Annotated in this window: 23 protein-coding genes and 2 tRNA genes; 11 read left to right on the forward strand and 14 right to left on the reverse strand. The window is 62.6% G+C overall.

The genetic code is table 11. From position 1 onward, the window contains the following. Nucleotides 1-30: 30 nt before the first annotated feature. Nucleotides 31-1,563: an exopolyphosphatase gene (gene ppx / locus NKJ93_RS08520; RefSeq protein WP_352588589.1), complete on the reverse strand. Its 1,533-nt coding sequence runs from the start codon at nt 1,561-1,563 to the stop codon at nt 31-33. Beyond that, nucleotides 1,563-3,764 carry an RNA degradosome polyphosphate kinase gene (locus NKJ93_RS08525; protein WP_352495566.1) on the reverse strand — a complete coding sequence of 734 codons (2,202 nt, stop codon included), beginning with the start codon at nt 3,762-3,764 and terminating at the stop codon, nt 1,563-1,565. Before NKJ93_RS08525 ends, ppx begins: the two co-directional genes overlap by 1 nt. Nucleotides 3,765-3,914: 150 nt before the next feature. On the opposite strand from NKJ93_RS08525, the gene NKJ93_RS08530 reads away from it, so the two are divergent. Together NKJ93_RS08530 and NKJ93_RS08535 are read left to right on the forward strand one after the other, a co-directional pair. Beyond that, entirely contained in the window at nt 3,915-4,160 is a 246-nt protein-coding gene (locus NKJ93_RS08530; protein ID WP_023722726.1) for a zinc-finger domain-containing protein, read from the forward strand. 19 nt (nt 4,161-4,179) lie between these two features. Next, a complete protein-coding gene (locus tag NKJ93_RS08535; RefSeq protein WP_352495567.1) occupies nt 4,180-5,385 on the forward strand; it encodes an FAD-dependent monooxygenase in 1,206 nt (401 codons plus the stop codon). Nucleotides 5,386-5,579: 194 nt separating this feature from the next. Here the strand turns inward: NKJ93_RS08535 and NKJ93_RS08540 are convergent, their stop codons facing one another. Continuing rightward, complete coding sequence (locus NKJ93_RS08540; RefSeq protein WP_352495568.1) at nt 5,580-6,251, reverse strand: TIGR02117 family protein; 672 nt, start codon at nt 6,249-6,251, stop codon at nt 5,580-5,582. Nucleotides 6,252-6,356: 105 nt separating this feature from the next. Between NKJ93_RS08540 and NKJ93_RS08545 the strand changes: the two genes are divergently transcribed. From NKJ93_RS08545 to NKJ93_RS08555, 3 genes are read left to right on the forward strand one after another with little or no spacing between them, the layout of a single operon-like run. Continuing rightward, a complete protein-coding gene (locus NKJ93_RS08545) occupies nt 6,357-6,620 on the forward strand; it encodes a metal-sensing transcriptional repressor (RefSeq protein ID WP_023677629.1) in 264 nt (87 codons plus the stop codon). After that, nucleotides 6,617-7,645 (forward strand): cation diffusion facilitator family transporter, encoded by a 1,029-nt coding sequence (locus NKJ93_RS08550; protein WP_502895887.1) that lies wholly within the window; start codon nt 6,617-6,619, stop codon nt 7,643-7,645. The genes NKJ93_RS08545 and NKJ93_RS08550 overlap by 4 nt, the downstream gene beginning before the upstream one ends. A gap of 30 nt (nt 7,646-7,675) precedes the next feature. Beyond that, nucleotides 7,676-8,389 carry a HoxN/HupN/NixA family nickel/cobalt transporter gene (locus tag NKJ93_RS08555; RefSeq protein ID WP_352481766.1) on the forward strand — a complete coding sequence of 238 codons (714 nt, stop codon included), beginning with the start codon at nt 7,676-7,678 and terminating at the stop codon, nt 8,387-8,389. Between the two features lie 74 nt (nt 8,390-8,463). Here NKJ93_RS08555 and NKJ93_RS08560 read toward each other — a convergent pair whose 3' ends face one another. The 5 genes from NKJ93_RS08560 to NKJ93_RS08580 form a co-directional block, all read right to left on the reverse strand. Next, the gene (locus NKJ93_RS08560; RefSeq protein WP_352495569.1) at nt 8,464-10,383 is read right to left on the reverse strand and encodes a multicopper oxidase domain-containing protein; all 1,920 of its coding nucleotides are present in this window, start codon (nt 10,381-10,383) and stop codon (nt 8,464-8,466) included. A 258-nt stretch (nt 10,384-10,641) separates the two neighbouring features. Beyond that, on the reverse strand, nt 10,642-11,391 hold the full coding sequence (locus NKJ93_RS08565; RefSeq protein WP_502904382.1) for an amino acid ABC transporter ATP-binding protein: 750 nt from the start codon (nt 11,389-11,391) through the stop codon (nt 10,642-10,644). Nucleotides 11,392-11,460: 69 nt separating this feature from the next. Continuing rightward, complete coding sequence (locus NKJ93_RS08570) at nt 11,461-12,618, reverse strand: amino acid ABC transporter permease (RefSeq protein WP_352481769.1); 1,158 nt, start codon at nt 12,616-12,618, stop codon at nt 11,461-11,463. A 4-nt stretch (nt 12,619-12,622) separates the two neighbouring features. Then, nucleotides 12,623-13,810, reverse strand: coding sequence for an amino acid ABC transporter permease (locus tag NKJ93_RS08575; RefSeq protein ID WP_023719748.1), 1,188 nt, complete (start codon nt 13,808-13,810; stop codon nt 12,623-12,625). An 80-nt stretch (nt 13,811-13,890) separates the two neighbouring features. After that, complete coding sequence (locus NKJ93_RS08580) at nt 13,891-14,919, reverse strand: amino acid ABC transporter substrate-binding protein (RefSeq protein ID WP_023719749.1); 1,029 nt, start codon at nt 14,917-14,919, stop codon at nt 13,891-13,893. 436 nt (nt 14,920-15,355) lie between these two features. Here NKJ93_RS08580 and NKJ93_RS08585 point away from each other — a divergent pair, with 436 nt between their 5' ends. From NKJ93_RS08585 to NKJ93_RS08600, 4 genes are all read left to right on the forward strand, one after another. Beyond that, a complete protein-coding gene (locus NKJ93_RS08585) occupies nt 15,356-16,525 on the forward strand; it encodes a cystathionine beta-lyase (protein ID WP_352588592.1) in 1,170 nt (389 codons plus the stop codon). Nucleotides 16,526-16,777: 252 nt separating this feature from the next. Then, complete coding sequence (locus tag NKJ93_RS08590; protein ID WP_023719752.1) at nt 16,778-17,449, forward strand: RNA polymerase sigma factor; 672 nt, start codon at nt 16,778-16,780, stop codon at nt 17,447-17,449. Between the two features lie 104 nt (nt 17,450-17,553). Next, on the forward strand, nt 17,554-18,078 hold the full coding sequence (locus NKJ93_RS08595; RefSeq protein WP_023719753.1) for a DUF4142 domain-containing protein: 525 nt from the start codon (nt 17,554-17,556) through the stop codon (nt 18,076-18,078). 11 nt (nt 18,079-18,089) lie between these two features. Continuing rightward, nucleotides 18,090-18,404 carry a cupredoxin domain-containing protein gene (locus NKJ93_RS08600; RefSeq protein ID WP_352481771.1) on the forward strand — a complete coding sequence of 105 codons (315 nt, stop codon included), beginning with the start codon at nt 18,090-18,092 and terminating at the stop codon, nt 18,402-18,404. A 108-nt stretch (nt 18,405-18,512) separates the two neighbouring features. On the opposite strand, the gene NKJ93_RS08605 is transcribed toward NKJ93_RS08600, so the two are convergent. The 3 genes from NKJ93_RS08605 to NKJ93_RS08615 form a co-directional block, all read right to left on the reverse strand. After that, nucleotides 18,513-19,733: an anion transporter gene (locus tag NKJ93_RS08605; protein ID WP_352588594.1), complete on the reverse strand. Its 1,221-nt coding sequence runs from the start codon at nt 19,731-19,733 to the stop codon at nt 18,513-18,515. 60 nt (nt 19,734-19,793) lie between these two features. After that, nucleotides 19,794-19,870, reverse strand: a tRNA-Arg gene (locus tag NKJ93_RS08610). Nucleotides 19,871-19,924: 54 nt separating this feature from the next. Then, nucleotides 19,925-20,230 (reverse strand): ETC complex I subunit, encoded by a 306-nt coding sequence (locus NKJ93_RS08615; protein WP_352515784.1) that lies wholly within the window; start codon nt 20,228-20,230, stop codon nt 19,925-19,927. 160 nt (nt 20,231-20,390) lie between these two features. Here NKJ93_RS08615 and NKJ93_RS08620 point away from each other — a divergent pair. Further along, nucleotides 20,391-20,467, forward strand: a tRNA-Pro gene (locus tag NKJ93_RS08620). Between the two features lie 123 nt (nt 20,468-20,590). On the opposite strand, the gene NKJ93_RS08625 is transcribed toward NKJ93_RS08620, so the two are convergent. After that, nucleotides 20,591-21,418: an alpha/beta fold hydrolase gene (locus NKJ93_RS08625; RefSeq protein WP_352495572.1), complete on the reverse strand. Its 828-nt coding sequence runs from the start codon at nt 21,416-21,418 to the stop codon at nt 20,591-20,593. Between the two features lie 129 nt (nt 21,419-21,547). Here NKJ93_RS08625 and NKJ93_RS08630 point away from each other — a divergent pair, with 129 nt between their 5' ends. After that, the gene (locus tag NKJ93_RS08630) at nt 21,548-22,519 is read left to right on the forward strand and encodes a GlxA family transcriptional regulator (protein WP_352495573.1); all 972 of its coding nucleotides are present in this window, start codon (nt 21,548-21,550) and stop codon (nt 22,517-22,519) included. Between the two features lie 240 nt (nt 22,520-22,759). On the opposite strand, the gene NKJ93_RS08635 is transcribed toward NKJ93_RS08630, so the two are convergent. Together NKJ93_RS08635 and hdaA are read right to left on the reverse strand one after the other, a co-directional pair. Beyond that, nucleotides 22,760-23,041: a hypothetical protein gene (locus NKJ93_RS08635; protein ID WP_352495574.1), complete on the reverse strand. Its 282-nt coding sequence runs from the start codon at nt 23,039-23,041 to the stop codon at nt 22,760-22,762. A 62-nt stretch (nt 23,042-23,103) separates the two neighbouring features. Then, nucleotides 23,104-23,808 carry a DnaA regulatory inactivator HdaA gene (hdaA, locus tag NKJ93_RS08640; RefSeq protein ID WP_023719758.1) on the reverse strand — a complete coding sequence of 235 codons (705 nt, stop codon included), beginning with the start codon at nt 23,806-23,808 and terminating at the stop codon, nt 23,104-23,106. Nucleotides 23,809-23,811: the final 3 nt, after the last annotated feature.

Here is a 23,811-nt window from a genome sequence, read left to right on the forward strand (position 1 = left end):
TGCCACATGCAATTGGCGTCGTGCCTGAAACTACTTCACTGAAACGCTAGGCCCGCCCTCGACCGCCAGCACCAGCCGACGGTTGGTGACCCTTGCCAGTTGTGCCAGCCGGCCGGCGGGCCGCTCGCCGTAAAGATCGGCCAGCGCTGCCGGCAGCACCAGCGCCAGCACGCCATTGCCGCGGTTTTCCCATTTCAGTCGCGACATGACGCCGGGCATTGCCGCCGTCAGGAGATAGACGACGCGCAGCAGCGCCGCCAGCACGCGGGCCCGTTCGAGATAGCGCGGTGTCGCCAGTCCGCGGATTTCCGGAGCGGCTTCATTGAACACGCCCTCGTGGCGAAACAGGCTGACAAGCGCCAGGAAGGCGCGGCCGGGATGATCGACGCCGATGAAGGAGGCGTGGGCGATGATGTTGAGCGATTGCTTGCCGCGATATTCGGGATGGGCACGCCAGCCGATATCGGCGAGCAGGCAGGCGGCGTGGCGGTAGCGCGCCTCATCCCTGGTCTCGTCGATGCCGAAGGCGGCGAACGCCTTGCCGGTCCACTCGACAAGCTCATGCGCGTGGTCGACCGAGCGCGAGCGCAGGCGGGCAAGCTCTTCCGCCGCCGAGATCAGCGGATCGGCTTTCTGCTCGGCCTTGTCGAGCAGCGAATAGAGAAAGCCCTCGCGCACGCCCAGCGCCGACACGATGATCTTCGACGGCTGCATCGCCGCCATGATCTCCTGCAGCACGATGGCGCCATAGGGCAGCAGCGACCGGCGGTTCTTGGAGATGCCCTCGATGCCTTTGATCTTGTCGATCTCGGCCTTAGCAACCTGCCGGAGGAAGTTCGCGGCGCTTTCGATGCCGATCTCGTAATGGTGCATGACGCCTAGCGGGTAGTTGGTCATTTCCATGTGTAGCCGGGCGAGATTTCGCCAGGTGCCGCCGACCGTGTAGAACGCCCTGCCCTGCCCGCCCTTCAGCAATTTCGCCCGCGCCAGTTGCTCGCGCGTGATCTTTGCCGCCTGGGTCAGCGAGTTCTTCGCCATGTCCTGCAGGCGCAAGCCGCCCAACGGCAGGGTGATGCCGTCACCGATCGCCTCGCCGTCGATATCGATCAGTTCGAGGCTGCCGCCGCCAAGATCGCCGGCGATGCCGTTGGCCGGGTGGAAACCGGAGATGACGCCGAGCGCCGAATAATGGGCTTCCTCGCGGCCGCTCAGCACCTGGATCTCGGTCTTGAGTACATCCTCGGCGCGGTGGATGAAGTCGGGGCCGTTGACCGCCTCACGGGCGGCGGCGGTCGCCAACACATACATGCGCTCGGCGCCGGCCTGGTCGGAGAGCGCGCGGAAACGGCGGAACTCTTCCATCGAGCGCGTCACCGCCTCGGGATCGAGCTTTCCGGTCGAAACGATGCCGCGGCCGAGGCCGGCGAGCATCTTTTCGTTGAACAGCAAGGTCGGCGAGCGCGCCAGCCCTTCATAGATGACAAGACGGATCGAGTTCGACCCGATATCGATGATGGACAGCGGTCGGCGGTCCTGAAGCCGGCCCTGGGACGCTGAAATCATCAGCCCGTCGCTGCGTTCTGTTTCTTGCGGCGCTTGAACTGCGCGATGCGCTTGGGCGCATGCGACTTCAACGCATCGCCCCGTCCGGACAGGCTCGGATTGGTCATGAAATATTCCTGCGCGTTGAACGGTTCCTCGCCCTCCTCCAGCACAACGCGCCGGGAGGTTCCGTCAGCCAATACGTCGAAACTTTGCTGGTTGTCCATGATGTTGCCGAGCATGATCTGGCCGAGCACCTGTTCATGCACAGTTGGATTGGTGATCGGCACCATGGTCTCGACCCGGCGGTCGAGATTGCGCGGCATCAAATCGGCCGAGGAGATGTAGACGATCGCCCCGTCCGAGGGCAGGCCGTGGCCGTTGCCGAAGCAATAGATGCGGCTGTGCTCGAGGAAGCGGCCGACGATCGACTTCACCCTTATGTTCTCCGACAGGCCCGGCACCTGCGGTCTCAGGCAGCAGATGCCGCGCACGACGAGATCGATCTCGACGCCGGCGCGGCTGGCATCGTAGAGCGCATCGATGATGATCGGATCGACCAGCGCATTCATCTTCATCCAGATGCGAGCCGGCCTGCCATCCAGCGCGTGGCCGATCTCGTCCGAAATATGCTTGAGGATGCGGTTGCGCAGCGTGAACGGCGATATGGCCAGCCGCATCTGCTCGGCCGGCTCGGCATAGCCGGTGATGAAATTGAACAATTGCGCGACATCGCGCGCGATCGTCGGATCGGTGGTGAAGAAGGACAGGTCGGTGTAGATGCGCGCGGTGACCGGGTGGTAATTGCCGGTGCCGAGATGCACGTAATTGCGTAGCCTGCCATCCTCGCGCCGCACCACCAGCGACATTTTCGCGTGGGTCTTCAGCTCGAGAAAGCCGAAGACGACCTGGACTCCGGCGCGCTCGAGGTCGCGCGCCCAGCGGATGTTGGCCTCCTCGTCGAAGCGCGCCTTGAGCTCGACCAGCGCCGTCACCGACTTGCCGGCCTCGGCGGCGTCGACCAAAGCCCGCACGATCGGGCTGTCGTTGGAGGTGCGGTAGAGCGTCTGCTTGATCGCCACCACTTCCTGATCGGCCATCGCCTGGCGCAGGAACTGCACCACCACGTCGAAGGATTCGTAGGGGTGGTGGACGATGATGTCCTTCTCGCGGATGGCGGCAAAGCAATCGCCACCATGCTCGCGGATGCGCTCCGGGAAGCGCGGATTGTAGGGCGTGAACTTCAGATCGTCGCGAGCGACGGCGACGATCTCCGAGATCTGGCTAAGCGCCAGCGGCCCGGTAAGCACGCTGATGCGGCTGGCCGAGACGCCAAGCTCGCCGGCGACGAAGTCGCGCAATTCGGACGGCATCAGCCTGTCGAACTCGATCCGGATGACCGAGCCGCGGCGGCGACGCTTCAGCGCCGTCTCGAACAGCCGCACCAGATCTTCGGATTCTTCCTCGACCTCGATATCGCTGTCGCGGATGATGCGGAACGTGCCGGAGCCCTTGACCTCGTAGCCGGGGAACAGCTTGCCGATGTAGAGACTGACCGCCTCTTCGAGCGGAACGAAGCGGACGTGATGCTTGCGATCCGGCAAGCGGATGAAGCGCCTCAGCGCTACCGGCAGGCGCAAAAGCGCGCTCATTTCCTCGCCGTTCTTGCGGTGGCGCAATTGCAGCGCCATCGAGAAACCGAGATTGGGAATGAACGGAAACGGATGCGCTGGGTCGATCGACAGCGGCGTCAGGACCGGAAACACCTGCTCCTGGAAATGGTCCTCGAGCCAGGTCTTCTCGTCCTTGGTCAGCGCATCGCGGGTGATGCTCTCGATGCCTTCCTTGTTGAGCTGCAGCATCAGCGCCGAAAGGCTGTTCTGCTGGTCCTCCTGCAGGCGCTCGACCTCGCGCAACAGCTGTTCGAGCTGCTGCTCGGGGGTGCGCCCGTCCGGGCTCTTCAGCACGATGCCCTCGCGCACCTGGCCGGCAAGACCGGCGACGCGGACCATGAAGAACTCGTCGAGATTGGCCGCCGATATCGACAGGAAGCGAACGCGCTCGAGCAGCGGATGATTGGCGTTCAGCGATTCCTCGAGCACGCGCCGATTGAATTGCAGCCAGGAAAACTCGCGGTTGACGAAGCGGTCAGGATTGCCGCCTTCGCGGCTCGCAGCCTCGATGGTGATGAATTCGTTCTGGACCGGCTTCAGTTCGTTCATAGTTCCTGCTCTTCTCACACCCGTCCGCGGATTACGGTGTTAACCGGCTTAACTTATCCTCTGACAGGCTTTTGCGACAGTTTCATTTCATCGATCTTGCAAAGAGACGGGTTATGATCCAGATGCAATCGACAAGATCAGGAGACGACGATGGCAGGCGGTTCCATTCCCCATTTCCAGAACGATGCGGGCTATCCGGCAATCGACATCGGCGTCAAGGAATTCATGTGCACCGGCGCCAATCCGCCTTTCGACCATCCGCATGTATTTCTCGACATGGGCGACGACAATGAAAAGGTCTGCCCCTACTGCTCGACGCTCTATCGCTATTCGCCGAAGCTGAAGGCATTGGAAACGGTGCCGCCGGGCTGCCTTTATATCGACCAGGCCGCCTGATTCTCCTGCGACAAGCCTGATGCAGGAAACGCAGTCCCGGCAGGTCGTCATCGCCGGGGCGGGCGTTGCCGGGCTGACCGCGGCACTGGCCTTCGCCGAGCGCGGCTATCGGATAAAACTGTTCGAACAGGCGCAGCACCTCGAGGCTGCCGGCGCCGGCATCCAGTTGTCGCCCAACGCGACACGCATTCTTCGACAACTCGGCGTACTCGATCGGCTGCTGCCGACGGCGGTGCGGCCGGAGGCGGTTGTGCTCAAGGATGCCGCCACGCTGGGCGAGCTGGCGCGCGTACCGCTTGGCCCGGCCGCCGAAACGCGCTGGGGGGCACCCTATCTCGTCGCCCACCGCGCCGATCTGCAGTCAGCGCTGATGCAGCGGGTTTCGGAGCAGCCCGGGATCGAACTGGTCGCTGGCGCGCGGGTGACCGACATCGCAGCCGGACCGAAAGCTGTTGCCGTCACTGCATCGGCTGATGGCGAAACGGTCGAGGCTGGCTGTCTGCTGATCGGCGCGGATGGCGTCTGGTCGTCGGTGCGAGAACAACTGGCCCGCAAAGCGGCCGAATTCGGTAGTAGCCGGTTTTCAGGTGAGCTGGCGTGGCGCGCCACCGTCGGTGCCGACAGCCCTGCTGGCCAAGCCTTTGCAGCGATCGGTGCGCCCGATTGCGTTACCGCATTCCTCTATCCCGGCTTCCATATGGTCGCCTATCCGGTCAGCCGTGGCACTGCCTTCAACCTCGCCGCCTTCACCAGGGGCGAGCGCATCGCCGAGGGCTGGTCGGGGCATGCCAACCCCGCCATCCTCGTCAGCGCCATGCGCGGTACCGCGCCGGCGCTGGTCCGTCTGGCGAGCGAGGCGGCGCCGTGGACGGCATGGCCGATCCACACCGTCGAGCAGCGGCGGTGGACGACACCGGAAGGCGTCGCGCTGATCGGAGATGCGGCGCATGCGATGACGCCCTTTGCCGCACAGGGCGCGGCGATGGCGATCGAGGACGCGGCGACGCTTGCCGGCTTCGTTGCCACCTCGCCTGCCGATCTCAGCGGCGCGCTTGCCGCTTGGGAACAGGCGCGGCGGCCGCGCGTCGCCCAGGTCGCCCGCCGCGGCGCGGTCAACCGCCTCGCCTGGCACGCGGCCGGGCCGGTGGCGATGGCCCGCAACCTGTTCCTGGCGATGCGCTCACCCGAAAAGCTCGCCGCCGATCTTGATTGGCTTTATGGCTAGCGGGCGCGCGAGTCTGGGGATCGGCGATAAAAAGCTCGATAGGCCGGCGGGACAGCGCCCCCCTCTGTCCTGCCGGACATCTCCCCCACAAGGAGGGAGATTGGCAGTTTCGGCGCCTTGCTAGGTCCTGCAACGTTAGAGATTGGCGAAAGGAGGGCTCGAAGGATCGCGGCGTTGATCAGCCGGAACCCTCTTCAATTGTGAAGCCGCATCGACAGGCCGAGCGAGGCTGGCAGCGGGTTCCACCAGCCGGTGCGCAGCCCGGCCGTGCGCAGTGCCGCCGCCGTCCAGGTGTTGCAGCCGATCAGCGCGTTGAAATGGCCATTGGCTTCGAAGAAACGATCGAAGCGGGAATAGGCCGCGTTCTCGATCGGAATGGCCCCGTTCGGCCCCCGCTGGAAGCTTGCTGCAATGAAATCGAGCAGCGCCGCAAAGCGTTCCTCACTTACGTCGAAGCCGGCGACGTCGGGATGCGGCTCGGCGATTTCGCCTGAAATGTCGACATGCATCACCGAAGCATCGACGGTCAGCGCCTTCATCACCGGCACTGCCTTCAGTTCCGACCAGGTCGGCGTCTCGAGATAGAAGGCGCGGCCTCCCCAGCCGAAGACGATGTAGCGGACCTCCGCCATGTCGGCCGGAATGCCGGCATCGACCAGGAAGTGGAAGCGCCGGCGCACGTCGTCGTCGACCGGGATGGCGATGTCGGTGTGGATCGGGTTTTTCAGCACCAGGATGCGGTGGCTTGCGCCGATCGGATCGGCAGCGGCCGCCGGCCAGAGCGGGCGCGGCAGCAGCGTGCCCAGCGCCACCGCAAGGACTGCTGTAACGACCAGCAGGCCAAGAAAACGGGCAAGCTTCTTCATGGGGAAGGCATAGACCAAGCAATGTTCAAGGTGAAGCCTCTCCGGAAATTGCACAGCTGACTTAGAGCTTGACCCGTATCCTCCCCGGGAGGATATGCTGGAGGCATGTCAGATCACCTCCACGCCTCACATCCTTCCATCGTAAAGCGCCTGAAGCGCGCGCAAGGCCACCTTGCGGCGGTGCTGGCCATGATCGAGGCGCATCGCCCTTGCGTTGATCTGGCGCAGCAGCTTCATGCCGTCGAAAGGGCCATCAGCAGCGCCAAGCGCGAGCTGATCAACGATCACATCGAGCATTGCCTCACGGACAGCGTGGAAACCGGCGGCAACTCGCTGGCGGAACTCAAGCAGCTGGCGAAGTATCTATGAATGCCATCGTAGCCCGCATTCTGGACTGGCTCGGGTTCGGCTCGCACGCCGCACATCATCACGGCGATCACGGTTCGCACGGTCACACCCACGGCGTCATCGATGCGACAATTGCTACCACCGACCGGGGCATCTGGGCAATCAAATGGTCGTTCGTAATCCTGGCCATCACCGCGGCGTTGCAGATGGTCGTGGTTGTGCTGTCGGGGAGCGTGGCATTGCTGGCCGACACGATCCATAACATCGGCGATGCGACAACGGCGATCCCGCTATGGATTGCGTTCGTGCTGGCGCGGCGCAAGCCGTCGCGGACCTTTACCTATGGCTTGGGCCGGGTCGAGGATCTGGCCGGCATCATCATCGTGCTCATCATCCTGTTCAGCGCTGTTGTCGCCGCCTACCAAGCCATCGACAGGCTGATCAATCCACAAGTAGTGACACACCTCGGCTGGCTGACGGCGGCGGGCATTGTCGGCTTCCTCGGCAACGAGGCGGTTGCCGTGTTCCGTATCCGCGTCGGCCGCGAAATCAACAGCGCGGCACTCATTGCCGACGGCTACCACGCCCGCACCGACGGACTTACCAGCCTTGCCGTGGTCATCGGAGCCATCGGCGTCTGGCTCGGCTTTTCCTTGGCCGACCCGATCGTCGGCCTGCTGATCACGATTGCGATCTTCGGTATCGTGTGGCAATCGGCCCGTTCGGTGCTGACCCGCATGCTGGACGGAATCGAACCCGGTGTGATGGATGAAATCCGACATGCCGCCGAGCATGTTGCGGGCGCGCATATTGTCGATGCTAAGGCGCGCTGGGTCGGTCATAGATTGCACGCCGACATCGCAATTGCCGCGGACGAAACCTTACCGCTGTCGGCGGCGAACAAGATCGCGGCAGCGCTGAAAGACGAACTGTCCCAGCATATGCCAGCCCTGGCTGAGGCGAATGTCCGGTTTTCAACGGAACGTGGAGAGAACGACCATCCGCACCCTCACGAGCACACGCATGACCACGGCCACATGCACTGACGCTCGCCGATTTTCTGCTAGTCTCGTCCGATGTTCCAGACGCTCGTCGAATTTCAGCGCACGATCTATCTGACGCTCGGCGAGCAGATCAAGCTGCTTGCGGCCGGAGGCAATTGGCTGGCATTCATGGCCTTCCTGCCGATGGGCGTCGTGTTCGGGGCTGCCCATGCGCTGACGCCGGGTCATAGCAAGGCGGTCCTGGCGACCTATCTTGCCGGTTCGGATGCGAAGGTCTCGCGCGGCCTGCTCGTGTCTATCACGCTATCGTTCACGCATGTGACGATTGCCGTTCTGATTGCGGCTCTCTCGCTGCCACTGGTCTCCATAGCATTGGGCAGCGTTGGCCGCGCTCCGCTCCTGGAGCATATCAGTCGTGGGCTGCTCGGCCTCATTGGCGTCTGGATGCTCTGGCGCGCTTTGAGCCACAGCCATCACCACAGGCACGAAGGCGAGGCTGTCGGCGTGATGGCAGGCCTGATCCCCTGCCCGCTGACGCTTTTCGCGATGACTTTCGCGATCTCCAGGGGTGTTCCGGCAGCGGGCGTCCTGTTTGCCATCACCGTGATGGTCGGCGTGGCGCTGACGCTGTCCTGCGTCGCGGTATTGTCGATCGTGTTTCGGGAACGGCTTGTACAGTTTTTCGCGCGCCAGCCACGGCTGTTCGAAACCATCTCCCGGGCCATCGAGGGCGCTGCCGGTCTCGCCCTTGCCGGCGTCGCTGTCTGGCAGATCACATCAGCTTAAGAGAAAACATGGTTTCAGCCACTGCATGGCGTCCGGGCCGGTGCAGCGGTTGGAACGAGCCAAGCCGACGCCGGTCATGTCACATCGATCACGACCATCAGCCCGCCGCCGCCCTTCTCCTCGACATTGTTGTTCGTGGTGTGATGCGGGATGTGGCAATGGATCAGCCATTTGCCCGGACGCTGCGCCTTCCAGATCACGTCGTAGCGCTGACCCGGCCCGACATTGACCGTATCGGCAAGGAAACGACCCGAGGCAGGGATCGTCTCGCCGTCGCGGGCAACGACCTCGAACGGTCCGCCATGGATATGCATCGGATGGATGAAGCCGTTATTGGTGCCGATGAACCGCACCTTGAGCGTCTCGCCGACCTTCATCGGGATCGTCTCGGTCGAGGGATAGGCCTTGCCGTTGATGGTGAAGAAATTCGGCATGCCGCCGTCCATCGGCATCGACGGGTACGTCAGCCCTTCCCGCACCAGCCATTCCTGAAGCTCGATGACGTAATCATGGTCGGCCGCGACCTCATCGGCGGGATTGGCGGGATCGATGATCAGCGCACCGTAGAGGCCGAGCGCCTGGGTCCGGTCCGGCTTGGCGTGGGGGTGGTAGAAATAGGTTCCGTGCTGGGTTGCGGTGAATTCGTATGAATAGGATTGGCCGGGCTCGATCGGCGCCTGCGTGATTTCGGCTGGCCCATCCATCTGGTTCGGCAGGATCAGGCCATGCCAATGCACCGTCGTTTCCTCAGGCAGGCCGTTGGTGACGTTGATCCTGATCCGGTCGCCCTGGCGAATATGAATTCGCGGGCCGGGAATCTGGCCATTATAGGCATAGGCGTCGACCGCAACGTTAGGCAGGATTTGCCAGCGGACCACCGAAGGCCTGAGCTCGAACACCTTGATGCCGTTCTCCATTCGAAAAGGCAGGTCCTGGTCACCCTTTGCCGTCAGATCATAAGAGGCGGCCACAAGGCGAGGATCGGTGGCGGCCATGTCGCGCATCGCGTCGGCCGGCGTGTCGCGGTCCATGATCATGCCTTGCGGCATGATCACCCCGCCGACATCGCGCGCCGACAAGGTTAGGTTCAGCCAGTTCGCCGGCGCGATCATGCCGATGGCGAGGGCCAGCAGGGAGACCATGCTGAGGGCGGCGACTTGCGGGGTCGTGGCATCCGTCTCCATGTGATGACCGGCGCCGCCTTTGCCTTTGTGGGAAGCCATATCGTGGTGCTGCCTGTGATGGCCGCTGGCGTCGGCCTGCTGCATTTGCATCTGCGCGTGTTGCCTCGTGGCAGGCTGCTGCCGACCATTGATGCCGGCTGCCTGCGCGCGCTGCGTCATCAACCCGTGCTTCAGCCCCCGGGCGACCAGCCAGACGTTGGCCGGGTAGGCAAGCGCAAAACCGGCGATGACGCCGATCGACATCACGCCCCAGAATAAGAGCTCCGTCGGTTCCATTGCGCGCATGTCGCGGCCCATCATCAGAAAACTCATGACCGGCGCCATGCCGGCCATCATGAAGTTCATCGAGATGAATTCGGGCAGGAAGCTCTTGCGCACGTTCTCCCAATAGGTGCCGCCCATCATCGATTTCATGAACAGCGACTGGAAGATGAACAGGCCGAAGGCAAAGCCGGCGAGATATTCGACGATCAGGTCGATCCACATCGGCAGGCCGAGCGCCGCCGTGACGGCGGCGGCAAGAATGATGCCGGTGGCATCGCCGGCGACGCAGTGGATGGTGGAGCCGACGCCCTGCTTCCAGAGCGGCTGAGTGAAGAGTTCATGCTCGCCCGGCCGGGGCTCCTTGTCGGCGAGCACGTAGAGTAGCAGGCCGAGCGGACCCATGTAGAGGGTAACCAGGATGAAGCCCCATTTCATCACCACCGGCTCGGGGTTGTTGCGATATTGGTCGAAGCCGACATAAAGCGTCGAAGCCAGCGCCAGCGCGAACCAGACGACGAGGAAATAGTCGATCGGTTGGATGAGCATCAGGATGAGCCCTTAACCTGCCGCCGCACGCGCCCACGCGGCTTGTTATACAACTCCTAATGGCAATGAACGCAGCCGGCGCGCTTATGATCCGTGCCGGCCTTAGTTACCAGGTTGCAAGGTGACCACTCGAGCGGCCTGAAGCACGCTTGCTATCTTCTCGCGCCGCGCACGGTCAGCGCTCGTCGAATACGCGTAAGGCCCTGAGCAAGGCAGCGAGCCCGGTCCGCCGGCCTTGTCACGAACCGGCGTACAGGATCAGTGCAGGATCTGCGACAGGAACAGTTTCGTGCGTTCGTGGCGCGGGTGGTCGAAGAACTCGGCCGGCGTGTTCTGCTCGACGATCTGGCCTTGGTCCATGAAGATCACCCGGTTGGCGACTTTGCGCGCAAAGCCCATTTCATGGGTGACGCAGAGCATGGTCATGCCTTCCTCGGCCAGCCCGACCATCGTCTCCAGCACTTCCTTGATCATTTCCGGGTCGAGCGCCGAGGTCGGCTCGTCGAACAGCATGATACGCGGGTTCATGCACAGCGAGCGGGCGATCGCCACGCGCTGTTGCTGGCCGCCGGAAAGCTGACCGGGATATTTGTTGGCCTGTTCCGGGATCTTGACGCGCGTGAGGAAATGCATGGCGATTTCCTCGGCCTGCTTCCGCGGCATCTTGCGCACCCAGATCGGCGCCAGCGTGCAATTCCCGAGGATGGTCAGATGCGGAAACAGGTTGAAGTGCTGGAACACCATGCCGACTTCGCGGCGCACCTCGTCGATCTTCTTCAGATCGTTGGTCAGTTCCTTGCCGTCGACTATGATCTTGCCCTTCTGGTGTTCCTCCAGCCGGTTGATGCAGCGGATCATCGTCGATTTGCCGGAGCCCGACGGGCCGCAGATGACGATGCGCTCGCCGCGCATCACCTTCAGATTGATGTCTTTCAGCACATGGAATTCGCCGTACCATTTGTGCATGGCGATGATGTCGATGGCGACATCGGTGGTGGAAATATGCATCTTGGCGGCATTGACCTTGATCTCTTCCGCGCTGACGGCGTTTTCTATGGCCATGACAAGGTCCCCTTTTTAGCGTTTGTGGCCGGTGTCGAGACGGCGTTCCGTGTACATTGAATAGCGCGACATGCCGAAGCAGAACAGCCAGAAGATGAAGGCCGCGAACACCAGGCCGGACCTGGCCGTCTGCGGCGTTGCCCAGCTGGCGTCGGAGAAGTTCTGCTTGACGATGCCGAGGAGGTCGAACATCGAGATGACGATGACCAGGCTGGTGTCCTTGAACATGCCGATGAAGGTGTTGACGATGCCGGGAATGACCAGCTTCAGCGCCTGCGGCATGACGACCAGACCCATCTTCTGCCAGTAGCTGAGGCCGAGCGAATCGGCGCCCTCATACTGGCCTTTGGGGATCGCCTGCAGGCCGCCGCGCACCACTTCGGCCATGTAGGCGGCGGCAAACAGCGACACGCCGATCAGCGCGCGCAGGAACTTGTCGAAGCTGACGCCGGCCGGCAGGAACAGCGGCAGCATCACGCTGGCAAAGAACAGCACCGTAATCAGCGGGATGCCGCGTACCGTCTCGATGAAGATCACGCACAGCAGCTTGACGATCGGCATGTTCGAGCGCCGGCCGAGCGCCAGCACGATGCCGACCGGAAGCGACACAGCGATGCCCACGAAGGACAGGCTGAGTGTCACCAGCAGTCCACCCCAAAGCGGGGTTTCGACATAGGGCAGGCCGAACATGCCGCCGAGCAGCAGAACGAAGGCGACGACCGGCAGTGCAAAAAAGAGAAGAATGGCATTCAGCCCCTTGCGCGGTACGCGCGGAATGAGCAGTGGCACCAGCAGCGCCACGAACAGGATGGCGACCAGGATCGGGCGCCAACGCTCTTCCAGGGGATAGCGGCCGAACATGAACTGGCCGAACTTGGCGTTGACAAAGGCCCAGCAGGCGCCGGTCCAGCCGTCCGGCTGGATGCCGCCCTGCGCCACGGTGGCGCAGACCGTGCGGTCCGGTCCCGTCCACTGGGCGTTGATGAAAGCCCAATTGACGATCTGCGGCAGGATCATGGCAACCAGCACGATGCCGATGATGGTCAGGATGGTGTCGCCGGTCGACGCGATCAGATTCTTGCGGACCCAGGCGCCGAGGCCGCGCTCGCTCGACGGCGCCGGCTGCGCCAGCGCCATCTCCGTCCGCACCCAGGACATATCGTGCTCTTGCATGGCCTTATCTCTCCACCAGCGCCATCCTGGCGTTCACCACGTTCATAACCGCCGACGTGATCAGGCTGAGCGCCAGGTACACCGCCATCATGATCACCACGCCTTCGACTGCCTGCCCGGTCTGGTTCAAGACCGTGCCGGCCGTCGCCGTCAGGTCCGGATAGCCGATGGCGATGGCGAGTGAGGAATTCTTGGTCAGGTTGAGATACTGGCTGGTCAGCGGCGGAATAACGATGCGCATCGCCTGCGGCACGACGACAAGCCTGAGGATCGATCCCGAGCGCAGCCCGAGTGCAGCGGCCGCCTCGGTCTGGCCTGCGCTGACGCCCCTGATGCCGGCGCGCACGATCTCGGCGATAAAGGCGGCCGTATAGCACGACAACGCCAGATAGAGTGACAGGAACTCGGGCCTGACCTGAAAGCCACCGACGAGATTGAAGGTCGACTGCTTTGGAAATTCAAAGCTCAGCGGAAAGCCGCTCAGCGCGTAGGCCAGCAGCGGCAGGCCGACGATCAACGCTATGGATGTCCAGAACACCGGGAATGGCTGCCCCGTCGCCATCTGCCGCTGTCGCGCCTTGCGGGCGACGAACCAGGCCATGGCGATGCCGAGGAGCAGTGCGACCAGGATCAGCCAGGATCCCTCGCCCCACATAGCGCGGGGAAAATAGAAGCCGCGCTGGTTGAGAAAGGAGCCGAACGGCAAATTGATGCTGTCGCGCGGCGGCGGCAGCACGGCGAGCACGCCGGAATACCAGAAGAAGATGACCAGCAGCGGTGGGATGTTGCGGAACACCTCGACATAAACGGTGCAGATCTTCCTGATCAGCCAGTTATGCGACAGCCGGCCTATGCCGACGATGAAACCGATGATGGTGGCGGTGATGATGCCGACGACAGCAACGATCACGGTGTTGATAAAGCCAACCAGGATGGCACGGAAATAGGTCGAATCCGATGAATAAGCGATGGCGCTTTCGCTGATGTCGAAGCCGGCGCGGCCCTTGAGAAAGCCGAAGCCGGAAGCGATGTGCAGCCGCGTCAAATTGGCGATGACGTTGTGGGTGACCCACCAGACACCCGCTACCAGCAGGACGAGGACCAGTGCTTGAAAGAATATGCCGCGGACGCGAGGATCATTGATGAAGGAACCGCGGCTTGGCTCCTCGCGAAGAATTTCCTGCGATGCCATTAAACCACCACCCTTCTGGCGACCATCCCCTGGAAAGAGAAACCGGAAGGCAGGAAGCTGTCTTCCGGATCACATTTCGATCAGCGGATCGGCGGAGCGTATTGCAGGCCACCCTTGGTCCACAACGCGTTGATGCCGCGCGCGATCTTCAGCGGGCTGCCCGAACCGACATTGCGTTCGAACATTTCGCCGTAGTTGCCAACTGCTTTGACGATGTTGACGACCCAGTCGTTGGAGACGCCGAGATCGGTGCCGATCTTGGTGTCGGCTTCCTGGCCGAGCACGCGCTTGATCTCAGGATTGTCCGAGTTCTTCATCTCGTCGACATTAGCCTGGGTGATGCCCAGTTCCTCGGCCTGCAACAGCGCAAAGTAGGTCCACTTGACGATGTGGTACCACTGGTCGTCACCCTGGCGCACGGCCGGGCCGAGCGGTTCCTTGGAGATGATCTCTGGCAGCACGACATGGTCGGCCGGCGCGCTGAGCGTCAGGCGGATGCCGTAGAGACCCGACTGGTCGGTGGTGTAGACGTCGCAGCGGCCGGCGTCATAGGCGGCGTTGACCTCATCCAGCTTTTCGAAGACGACGGGGTTGTATTCCATCTTGTTCGCCTTGAAGTAGTCGGCGAGATTGAGCTCGGTCGTGGTGCCGCTCTGCACGCAGACCGCCGCGCCCGAAAGCTGCAGCGCCGAATTGACGCCCGGCAGTTTCTTGGCGTTGATCATGAAGCCCTGACCGTCATAATAGGTGACGCCGACGAAGTTCAGGCCAAGTGCCGTATCGCGGTTGATGGTCCAGGTGGTGTTGCGCGACAGGATGTCGACCTCGCCCGACTGCAGCGCGGTGAACCGCTCCTTGGCGCTGAGCGGCGTGAATTTGACTTTGGTGCCATCGCCGAAGACGGCGGCCGCCACGGCGCGGCAGAAATCCACATCGATGCCTTTCCATTCACCCTTGTCGTCCGGCGCCGCGAAGCCAGCAAGACCTGTGTTGGTGCCGCACTGGATGAAGCCTTTCGCCTTGACGTCGTCGAGCGTGCTCGCGGATGCGGCCGAAGCCGCGAATCCAAACGCGGCGGCGCCCAAAACGCCGATTGCAATGTGTTTCATGACCCACAGACCCTTTTCTGTTTTTTCCAGGCGAACCTGACTTTTTCCCGTGTGAACGCAGCTTCGTATCCCGGCCCATTACCGGAATCCCGCATCGTAACCGACGCGCTGTCTCCCATTCACGAACAACATCGAAGGCGATTATTCCTGTGAGGTCAAGGGAAATGACCAAATCCGAAAGACTTTGAAAACCAACTGGCTGAAATGCCTGAATCGCAGACAAACGCGCCCGCAAATCGGTCAACGCGCCAATAAAGCCGGCAAAATCCGATCGCGCCTTCCCGACCGCGACTTCCCGACCGCGCCGGGCGCCCTGCGGATCTACGGCGCATTGCTGAATTGGCATATTCAAGACCTTTGCCTGGCGAGTGCGGTGCGGTTGCGCGGCCAATGCCGCCGCACTATGGCTAACGACCTACTCACGGGACGAAATGCAATGGCAAAAGACGGCAGCGAGATGGGCATCAACACGCGGCTCGCCCATTCCGGCAACAACCCGCATGACTATTTCGGCTTCGTCAACCCGCCGGTGGTGCATGCCTCGACCGTGCTTTATCCCAACGCGGCGGCGATGGCTTCACGCAGCCAGAAATACACCTACGGAACGCGGGGCACGCCGACCACCGATGCGCTGAACAGCGCGATCGATGCGCTGGAAGGCTCTGCGGGCACGGTCGCGGTTCCATCGGGCCTGGCGGCGGTGACGCTGCCGCTGCTCGCCTTCCTGTCGGCCGGCGATCATCTGCTGATCGTCGATTCCGTCTATCACCCGACCCGCAATTTCGCCGACACGATGCTGAAGCGGCTGGGCATCGAGGTCGAGTATTACGAACCGCGCATCGGCGCCGGCATCGCGGCGCTGATCAAGCCCAACACCAGGGTGGTGTTCACCGAATCGCCGGCCTCCAACACTTTCGAGGTGCAGGACTTACCGGCCATCGCCAAGGCAGCGCATGCCGCCGGCGCCATCGTCATGATGGACAACACATGGGCGACGCCGCTCTACTTCCGCCCGCTCGACCATGGCGTCGACATCTCGATCCATGCGGCGACGAAATACCCGGCCGGCCATTCCGACGTGCTGCTCGGCACGGTCTCGGCCAACGCAGCCTGCTGGAAGCAGCTTTGCGAGACGTTCAACACGATGGGATGCTGCGCCGGGCCGGATGACGTCTACCAGGTGCTGCGCGGCCTGCGCACAATGGGCGTGCGGCTGGAGCACCATCAAAAGAGCGCGCTTGCCCTCGCCGGCTGGCTGGAGGGCCAGCCGGGCGTGGCGCAGGTGCTGCATCCGGGGCTGCCCAGCCATCCCGACCACGTTTTGTGGAAGCGCGATTTTTGCGGATCGAGCGGCATCTTCTCTATCGTCCTTGCAGGCGGCGGACAGAAGCAGCAGCACGCCTTCCTCGACGCGTTGAAGTTTTTTGGCCTCGGCTATTCCTGGGGCGGCTATGAGAGCCTTGCCGTGCCGGTATTCCTGGGCGACCGTACCGTCGCCAAGGGCCCGTATGACGGACCGCTGGTGCGCCTGCAGATCGGGCTCGAGGATGTCGAGGATTTGAAGGCCGACCTGGCGCGCGGGCTGGCGGCGGCCGCAGAGGCCTGAGCCAGCACCTTGCCAGACTGAGTCAGGAATCGGCGTAACAGCCTGGAAACACTGCGATCCTGAGCGGTGTCATGGCGACCGATCAGCCGATGAAGCGGCGTCTACAAAATAGAGACGCCGGCGTGGCGGAAGCGATAGAATAGCTTCTGCCGGCGCTTGATGCGGATCGAGGCTGGCCGGCGGATCGGTCGGGAACCTTTTGTCGGCCGATGCATCCAATATCCCGATGAGAAGCCTATCAGGAGATCGCCAATGCCGGCTGTGTTGACGGCAACGTCCGCCGCTTCCGGCGACATGCAGCTTGTCGGCCGCGCGCTGGCACGCGATGGCGATGCATTCCGCACCATCATCAAGACGCACAACCAGAGGCTCTACCGCATCGCCCGCGGCGTTGTGCGCAACGACAGCGAGGCCGAGGACATCGTCCAGGAGGCCTATGTCAGGGCGTTTGCCCACCTCGAGGCCTTTCGTGGCGATGCCTCGCTCGCCACGTGGCTGTCGCGTATCGTCATCAACGAAGCGCTCGGCCGCTTGCGCAAAAGGCGGCGAATGGTGGCGATACCTGAAAATCCGCAAGCCGAAATCATCCGGTTTCCCCTCAACCCGAGCGACGATCCGGAGCGGACGATGGCGCAACGGCAGATCCTTGAGCTTGTCGAACGGGCAACCGACAGTCTTCCCGATGTCTACCGGCTGGTGTTCGTGGCGCGAGTCATCGAGGGGCTGAGCATCGAGGAGACCGGCGAACTGCTTGGCGTGCGACCAGAAACCATCAAGACCCGGCTGCACCGCGCTCGTGCGCTGGTGCGCAAGGCGCTGGACGACCAGATCGGCCCGGTGCTGCTCGACGCGTTTCCGTTCGCGGGCCGGCGCTGTGAACGGCTGACCAATGCCGTGATGCAGCGGCTTGGTCTTTCCGGATAGGTCGCGTCGATTTTCGCGGGAACGTTTTCCGGCGACCTGCATCCAATGAGCATCACTGAAAACGAAGCCCGATGCAGCTCGGCGTCGGGGCGAAGGAGAGCATCATGTTTATTCGATCGACCACGGCACTGGCCGCATTTTTCCTGCTTAGCGCAGCGCCCTTGTCGCAAGCTGCCGACAAGCCGACCGATCCGCAGATCGCACATATCGCCTACACAGCGGGCGTGCTTGACGTCGAGGCGGCCAAGCAGGCGCTGCAGAAATCGAAAAACAAAGAGGTCGTAGATTTCGCCAAGGACATGGTGCGGGATCACGAGGCCGTCAACAAACAGGCTCTCGACCTGGTCAAGAAGCTCAAGGTCACGCCTGAGGACAATCCGACCAGCAAAGCGCTGACCAAGGCGGCGGCCGAGGAACGTGCCAAGCTTGCCAAGCTCAAGGGCGCGGCGTTCGACAAGGCCTATGTCGCCAGCGAGGTGGCCTACCACAAGCAGGTCAATGGCGCGCTCGAAACTCTGCTGATCCCGTCGGCCGGCAATGCCGAGCTGAAGAGCCTGCTGGAAACCGGCCTGAAAATATTCCAGGGCCACGAACAGCACGCCGAACACGTCGCCGGTATGCTGAAGTGAGGATCGGGCCAATGGTGTCGAGGCGGCATCTGTGGGTTGCGCTGGCGCTGACCATCGGCGCCGCACCTGCCAAGGCCGAAACCATTGAGGTGACGATCGACAAGGTTGTGTTTTCGCCCGGAAACATCGAGGCGAAGGTCGGCGACACGATCAAGTGGGTGAACAAGGACGTGTTCGCCCACACGGCAACCGTCAACGGCGGCTGGGAAGTGATGATCCCGCCGAAGCAGGCAGCAAGCCTGATGGTGAAGAAGGCCGAATCGGTCGATTATTTCTGCCGCTTCCATCCCAATATGAAGGGCCATGTGACGGTGACATCGCCCTGACTGGCTAATGCCTGTCGCGCAAAAGTGTGCAGCGGTTTTGCGATAACGACATGCATAAAACAAGAGCCTAAAGCGCGTCGCATGAGGCCGGTCGAACGCGACGTGCTTTTAGGCCGCCAGCCATGCCGTCCCGACAAGAAGCGTGACCAGCGTCAATGGCAGGCCAACCTTGAAGAAGGCGATGAAGCCCAGCGGCTTGCCGGAGACCCGCGCGTGCTCGGCAACGATCAGATTGGCGACCGAGCCGAGCAGCGTGAAATTGCCGGCCAGGGTCGAGCTCATGGCGACGACCAGCCAGGCACGCTCTGGATTCTCCAGGCCGGGTATGAACGGCCGCAGCGCCAGCACGGCCGGAACGTTGCTCATGATGTTGGACAGCACTGCGGTGAAGCCGGACAGCCGCCAGACATCATTCAGCCCAAGGTCCTTTGCCGAAGCGACGATGTCGGGCGTCAGCAATGTCTTTTCGGCACCGGCGACGACGATGAACAGCCCGGCGAACATGAACAGCAGCGGCCCGTCGATCTCGCGATAGATGCGCTCAGGCTTGATGGCGCGGGTCAGCAACAGAATCGCACCGCCAATCAGCGCCGCCTTGGCTACGGGAACGCCGGCAAAGAAAGCGACCGCCAAACCGATACAGACGACCACCGCCTTGAGCACCTGCCCCGGCAGCATGCGGCCGCGATAGACTTCGGGGCTGAGCTCGGCCTTGCGCGAAAATTCGGCGCGGTAGACGATGCGGATGATGACGATGACGGCGAAGAGGCCGAACGCCGCGACCGGTGCAAGTGCCGCCGAGAAGGCCGGATAGGAAATCCCCGACAGGGCGCCGATGACCATGTTCTGCGGATTGCCGGTGATGGTGGCGACACTGCCGCAATTCGAGGCCGTGGCGGTGGCGATCAGATAGGGAACCGGGTTGCGGTTGATGACGCGGGTGACATGGACGACGATCGGCGCCATGACCAGGCAGATGGCGTCGTTGACCAGGAATGCCGACAGGACGCCGGTCAACAGCGTCACCATCACCAGCAGCATGAATGGCGCATGCGCATGCTCAATGGCGAACCCGCCGAGCGCGCGAAAAGCGCCGGACACTTCCAGATGCGCCACGACGATCATCATGCCGAGCAAAAGCGTGATGGTGTCGAAGCTGATGGCGCGGTAGGCGTCCTCCATGCTGAGCGCGCCGATGGCGATCATCGCCGCACCGCCGAGCAGCGCGATGCCTGCCCGGTCGAGGCGTAGCCCTGGTATCGTGCCGATGGCGACGCCGGCATAGGTCAGGACCAGGATCAGCAATGCCGCCGCGCCCATCGCTGTCATGTGTTGGAAATCCTGTTCGCGACTGGCGAGTGAACCTGTCCGGAATGGACGCTGAAATATTGGCGATCCCGACAGGATTCGAACCTGTGACCATCGGCTTAGAAGGCCGGTGCTCTATCCAGCTGAGCTACGGGACCGCTGGCCGGCCGCATGACCGGCTGATTGTTGGCGCCGGCAGGGCCGGTATGAGATCAATGCGTCCAGGGCGTCCTGCGGTCATAGCGGAAATTCTCCGCATAGGAAATCTGGCGGCGTTTGATTTCCTTCGGCTCCTCGACGCGGAAAGACAGCCCTTCCTTCTCGGCATAGGCGACCGCCTCTTCCCTGGTGTCAAAGGTCAGCCTGATCTGGCTTCGCATGTCGCCGGACGTGGTGTAGCCCATCAGCGGATCGATCTTCTTGCGCTGCTCCGGATCGAATTCCAGCACCCAATAGCCGGTCTTGGCCTTGCCGGACTGCATCGCGGTTTTGGCTGGGCTGAAAATGCGGGCTGACATGACCACCTCATTGCTGGTTGCAAGCACACGACCTCGAAACCAGATTACTATTCTCTGGCCATGCACTAGCCCGTCATTACTGCGCAATGGCGCCGGCAGCAAGGCCGATGGCTTTTTACGCTTGCTTTGGCGGGCCGAAATCAATAGGCAACAGACCGTTCGGAGTGTAGCGCAGCCTGGTAGCGCATCTGGTTTGGGACCAGAGGGTCGGGAGTTCGAATCTCTCCACTCCGACCATTCATCAAGCAAATCTCGTCGGCAGCGCAAGCTGATCACGCTCGAGCGTGATCCGTCGCCGTATCATGCTCAGGCAACGGACGGACAGCACGAGCCTGCGCTGCCCGTCCGATATGGAAGATGTCAGCCCTGGATGAAGGCCAGCAGATCCGGATTGATGATCTCCGGATGGGTGGTGCACATGCCGTGCGGCAGGCCCTTGTAGATCTTGAGCGTGCCGTGCTTCACCAGCTTGGCCGCAAGCAGCGCGGAATCGGCGATCGGCACGATCTGGTCGTCGTCGCCATGCATGATCAGGACGGGAACCTCGATCTTTTTGAGATCGTCGGTGAAATCGGTCTCCGAGAATGCCTTGATGCAGTCGTAATGGGCCTTGGCTCCGCCCATCATGCCCTGGCGCCACCAATTGTCGACGGCGCCTTGCGAGATCTTGGCGCCGTCGCGGTTGAAGCCATAGAACGGGCCGGCCGGCACATCCCTGTAGAACTGGGCGCGATTAGCGGCCAGAGCCGCGCGAAAGCCGTCGAAGACTTCGATCGGCAAGCCGCCGGGGTTGCTGTCGGTCTTGACCATAATCGGCGGCACGGCGCCGATCAGCACCGCCTTGGCAACACGGCCTCCGCCGCCATAAAGCGCGACGTAACGCGCCACCTCGCCGCCACCGGTCGAGTGGCCGATGTGGATCGCATCCCTGAGATCGAGATGCGCCGCGAGCGCCGCAACATCGGCGGCGTAGGTGTCCATCTCATTGCCGGTCGCGGTCTGCGACGAGCGGCCGTGGCCGCGGCGGTCATGGGCGATGACGCGGTAGCCCTTTTCGACGAAGAACAGCATCTGGTTGTCCCAGTCGTCTGAGCTCAGCGGCCAGCCGTGATGGAACACGATCGGCTGGCCCTTGCCCCAATCCTTATAGAAAATCTCGGTGCCGTCATGGGTGGTGAATGTGCTCATCGTCCTACTCCTTGATGGAAAGCTGGGAGGTAACAGGGAAGCTTTTAGCCCCTTCAGCTGGACAAATTATAACAGTGCGGTCAGGGTGAGCATTGGCAAAACGGACATTCAACGTGGCAAAACTGACAAATGACGGCTGCGCGTGATCTGATCGAAATCGGCCTTGTCTTGTATCCCGGCGTGCAGGAAGCAGCCGTGCTCGGCCTGACCGATCTTTTCATGCTGGCAAACCGGCTGGCTGTCGAGCGGTCGCCGGAGGCGGCGAGGCTTCGCGTCAGCCATTGGCAATTGGACGCGGGCAATACCGTAATCCGCACCTTCGACAGCGACCCCGGCGCCGACAATGAACCGGCCATGGTCATCCTGCCGCCGACCCTGCTGCAGCCGATCCCTCGCGAGGCGGCCGCGCCCTATGCCGGCTGGCTCAGGGACCGTCATGCGGCAGGCGCGACGCTCGGTTCGGTCTGTGCCGGCGCCTTCGTGCTTGCCGAGACCGGCCTGTTGTCCGGTCGCGCCGCGACAACGCACTGGGCCTATCGCGACGCGCTGGCGCTACGCTTTCCAGACATCTTGCTCGACGCCGACAGGCTGGTCATCGACGATGGCGACATCATCACCGCGGGCGGCTACATGGCCTGGACCGACCTCGGCCTCAAGCTCGTGGACAGGGTGCTCGGGTCAACCGTCATGATGGACACGGCGCGTTTCATGCTGGTCGATCCGCCGGGCCGCGAGCAACGTTTTTACAGCCCGTTTGCGCCGCGATTGACCCATGACGACGAAGCGATCCTCAAGGTGCAGCATTGGCTGCAGGCGAACGGCGCGCGCGACGTGACGCTCGGCGCCATGGCCGAGCATGCGGGGCTGGAGGAGCGGACCTTTCTGCGACGCTTCCGAAACGCCACTGGCCTCAGGCCGACCGAATATTGTCAGCACCTGCGGGTCGGCAAGGCGCGCGAGATGCTGGAAACCACGATACGATCGATCGACCAGATCGCCTGGGAGGTCGGCTATGACGATCCCGGCTCCTTCCGCAAGGTATTCGCCAGGATAACCGGCCTGGTGCCCGGCGATTATCGCCGGCGCTTTGGCGTGGAATGAGCTGTGATTGCGGGTGGAGAGAGCTGAGGCCCGGCCGCCGCGCAATGGCGCTATCGATTCGATGCTGCCAAAGGCAAGCTCGCCGGGAAGAGAACCCCAACCACCCCATCTCCCGGCGAGCCTACTTACCTGATTGATACGCAATCAGGACCGGGATCAGCCGGCAAGCTCTTTGTTGCAAGACAGATGCCAGTCTTTCTTCTCGAAATGGGACACAGACGGGAATGAGCTCCCTGATGTTCACGCCGAGGCTTTTTGCCTGATGTGCCGGATCAGTCGAATTCCTGAAATTAGCAGCAATGCGCCTCCGACTTCCACGACCAGGATCACGGCCGAGCCCCAGGGAATAGCTGGCCAAAACTCCGAAAAGGCTTGCCTGAGCCAGGTGCTATGAGCAGGCTCCTCGCCGTAGGTCCTGAGCATCAAGTCCGCGTAATCGAAGATCTCTTGGACCACGATCGCCGACCAGAACAGCGATGAGACAAGCCATATCAGTGCGATTCGTCTGACGATCGGGCTCATTCCAATACCTACTGTCAAAAAGATCGACTTGATTAGCACACCCGCCAAACGAGATCATCCCGCTATATCTCGAACTCGCCCTGCCCTTCATCCATGGCGCTGACCGTCTCGGCTGCGAGCGCTCGCGTTATCGGCGTCTTGCGCTCGAGCGCGGTGCGGTCGAGCCGTTCGACCACCCGCATGGCGGTGGCCAGCGAGCGTTCGATGCGGCGCACCAGGTATTGCACGACATGCGGCTCGACCTCGACCTGGCGGTCGGCGAACAGTTTTGTGATGACGCCGGCCAGCAAGAGATCGTCGGGCTCGTGGATCTCGACGGTAGCCGCCGCCTTGAGCCGCGACGCCAGGTCGGGCAGCCTGACGCCCCAGGCGGAGGGAAAGCGGCGCGCCGTCAACAGTAAGGTCGAGCCGGCGCCGCGCACCGCATTGATCAGGTGGAACAGGCCGTGCTCGTCGACCGGGCCGGCGTCGACATCGTCGATCAGGGCCGGATGCGCGCCGAGATTTTCGATACAGTCGCCGATGCGGGCGGCCTCCACTTTCACCGCGTCGGCGCGGGTCCGCCAGATCGAGGCCAGATGGGTTTTTCCCGAGCCGGCCGGCCCAGCCAGCACGACAACCGGCGACGGCCAGTCCGGCCAGCGGTCGACAAGCGCCGCGGCCTGGCTGTTGGTGGCGGAGACGACGAGCTCGTCACGCGAATAGCCGGTGCCGTGGCCTAGATCGAGCGGCAATTGGCGCGGCGGATCGATCTTGTTGTCCGGCATCTG

Origin of the sequence: Mesorhizobium sp. M0028, from assembly GCF_040323855.1 — a bacterium.
Taxonomy (GTDB): Bacteria; Pseudomonadota; Alphaproteobacteria; order Rhizobiales; family Rhizobiaceae; genus Mesorhizobium.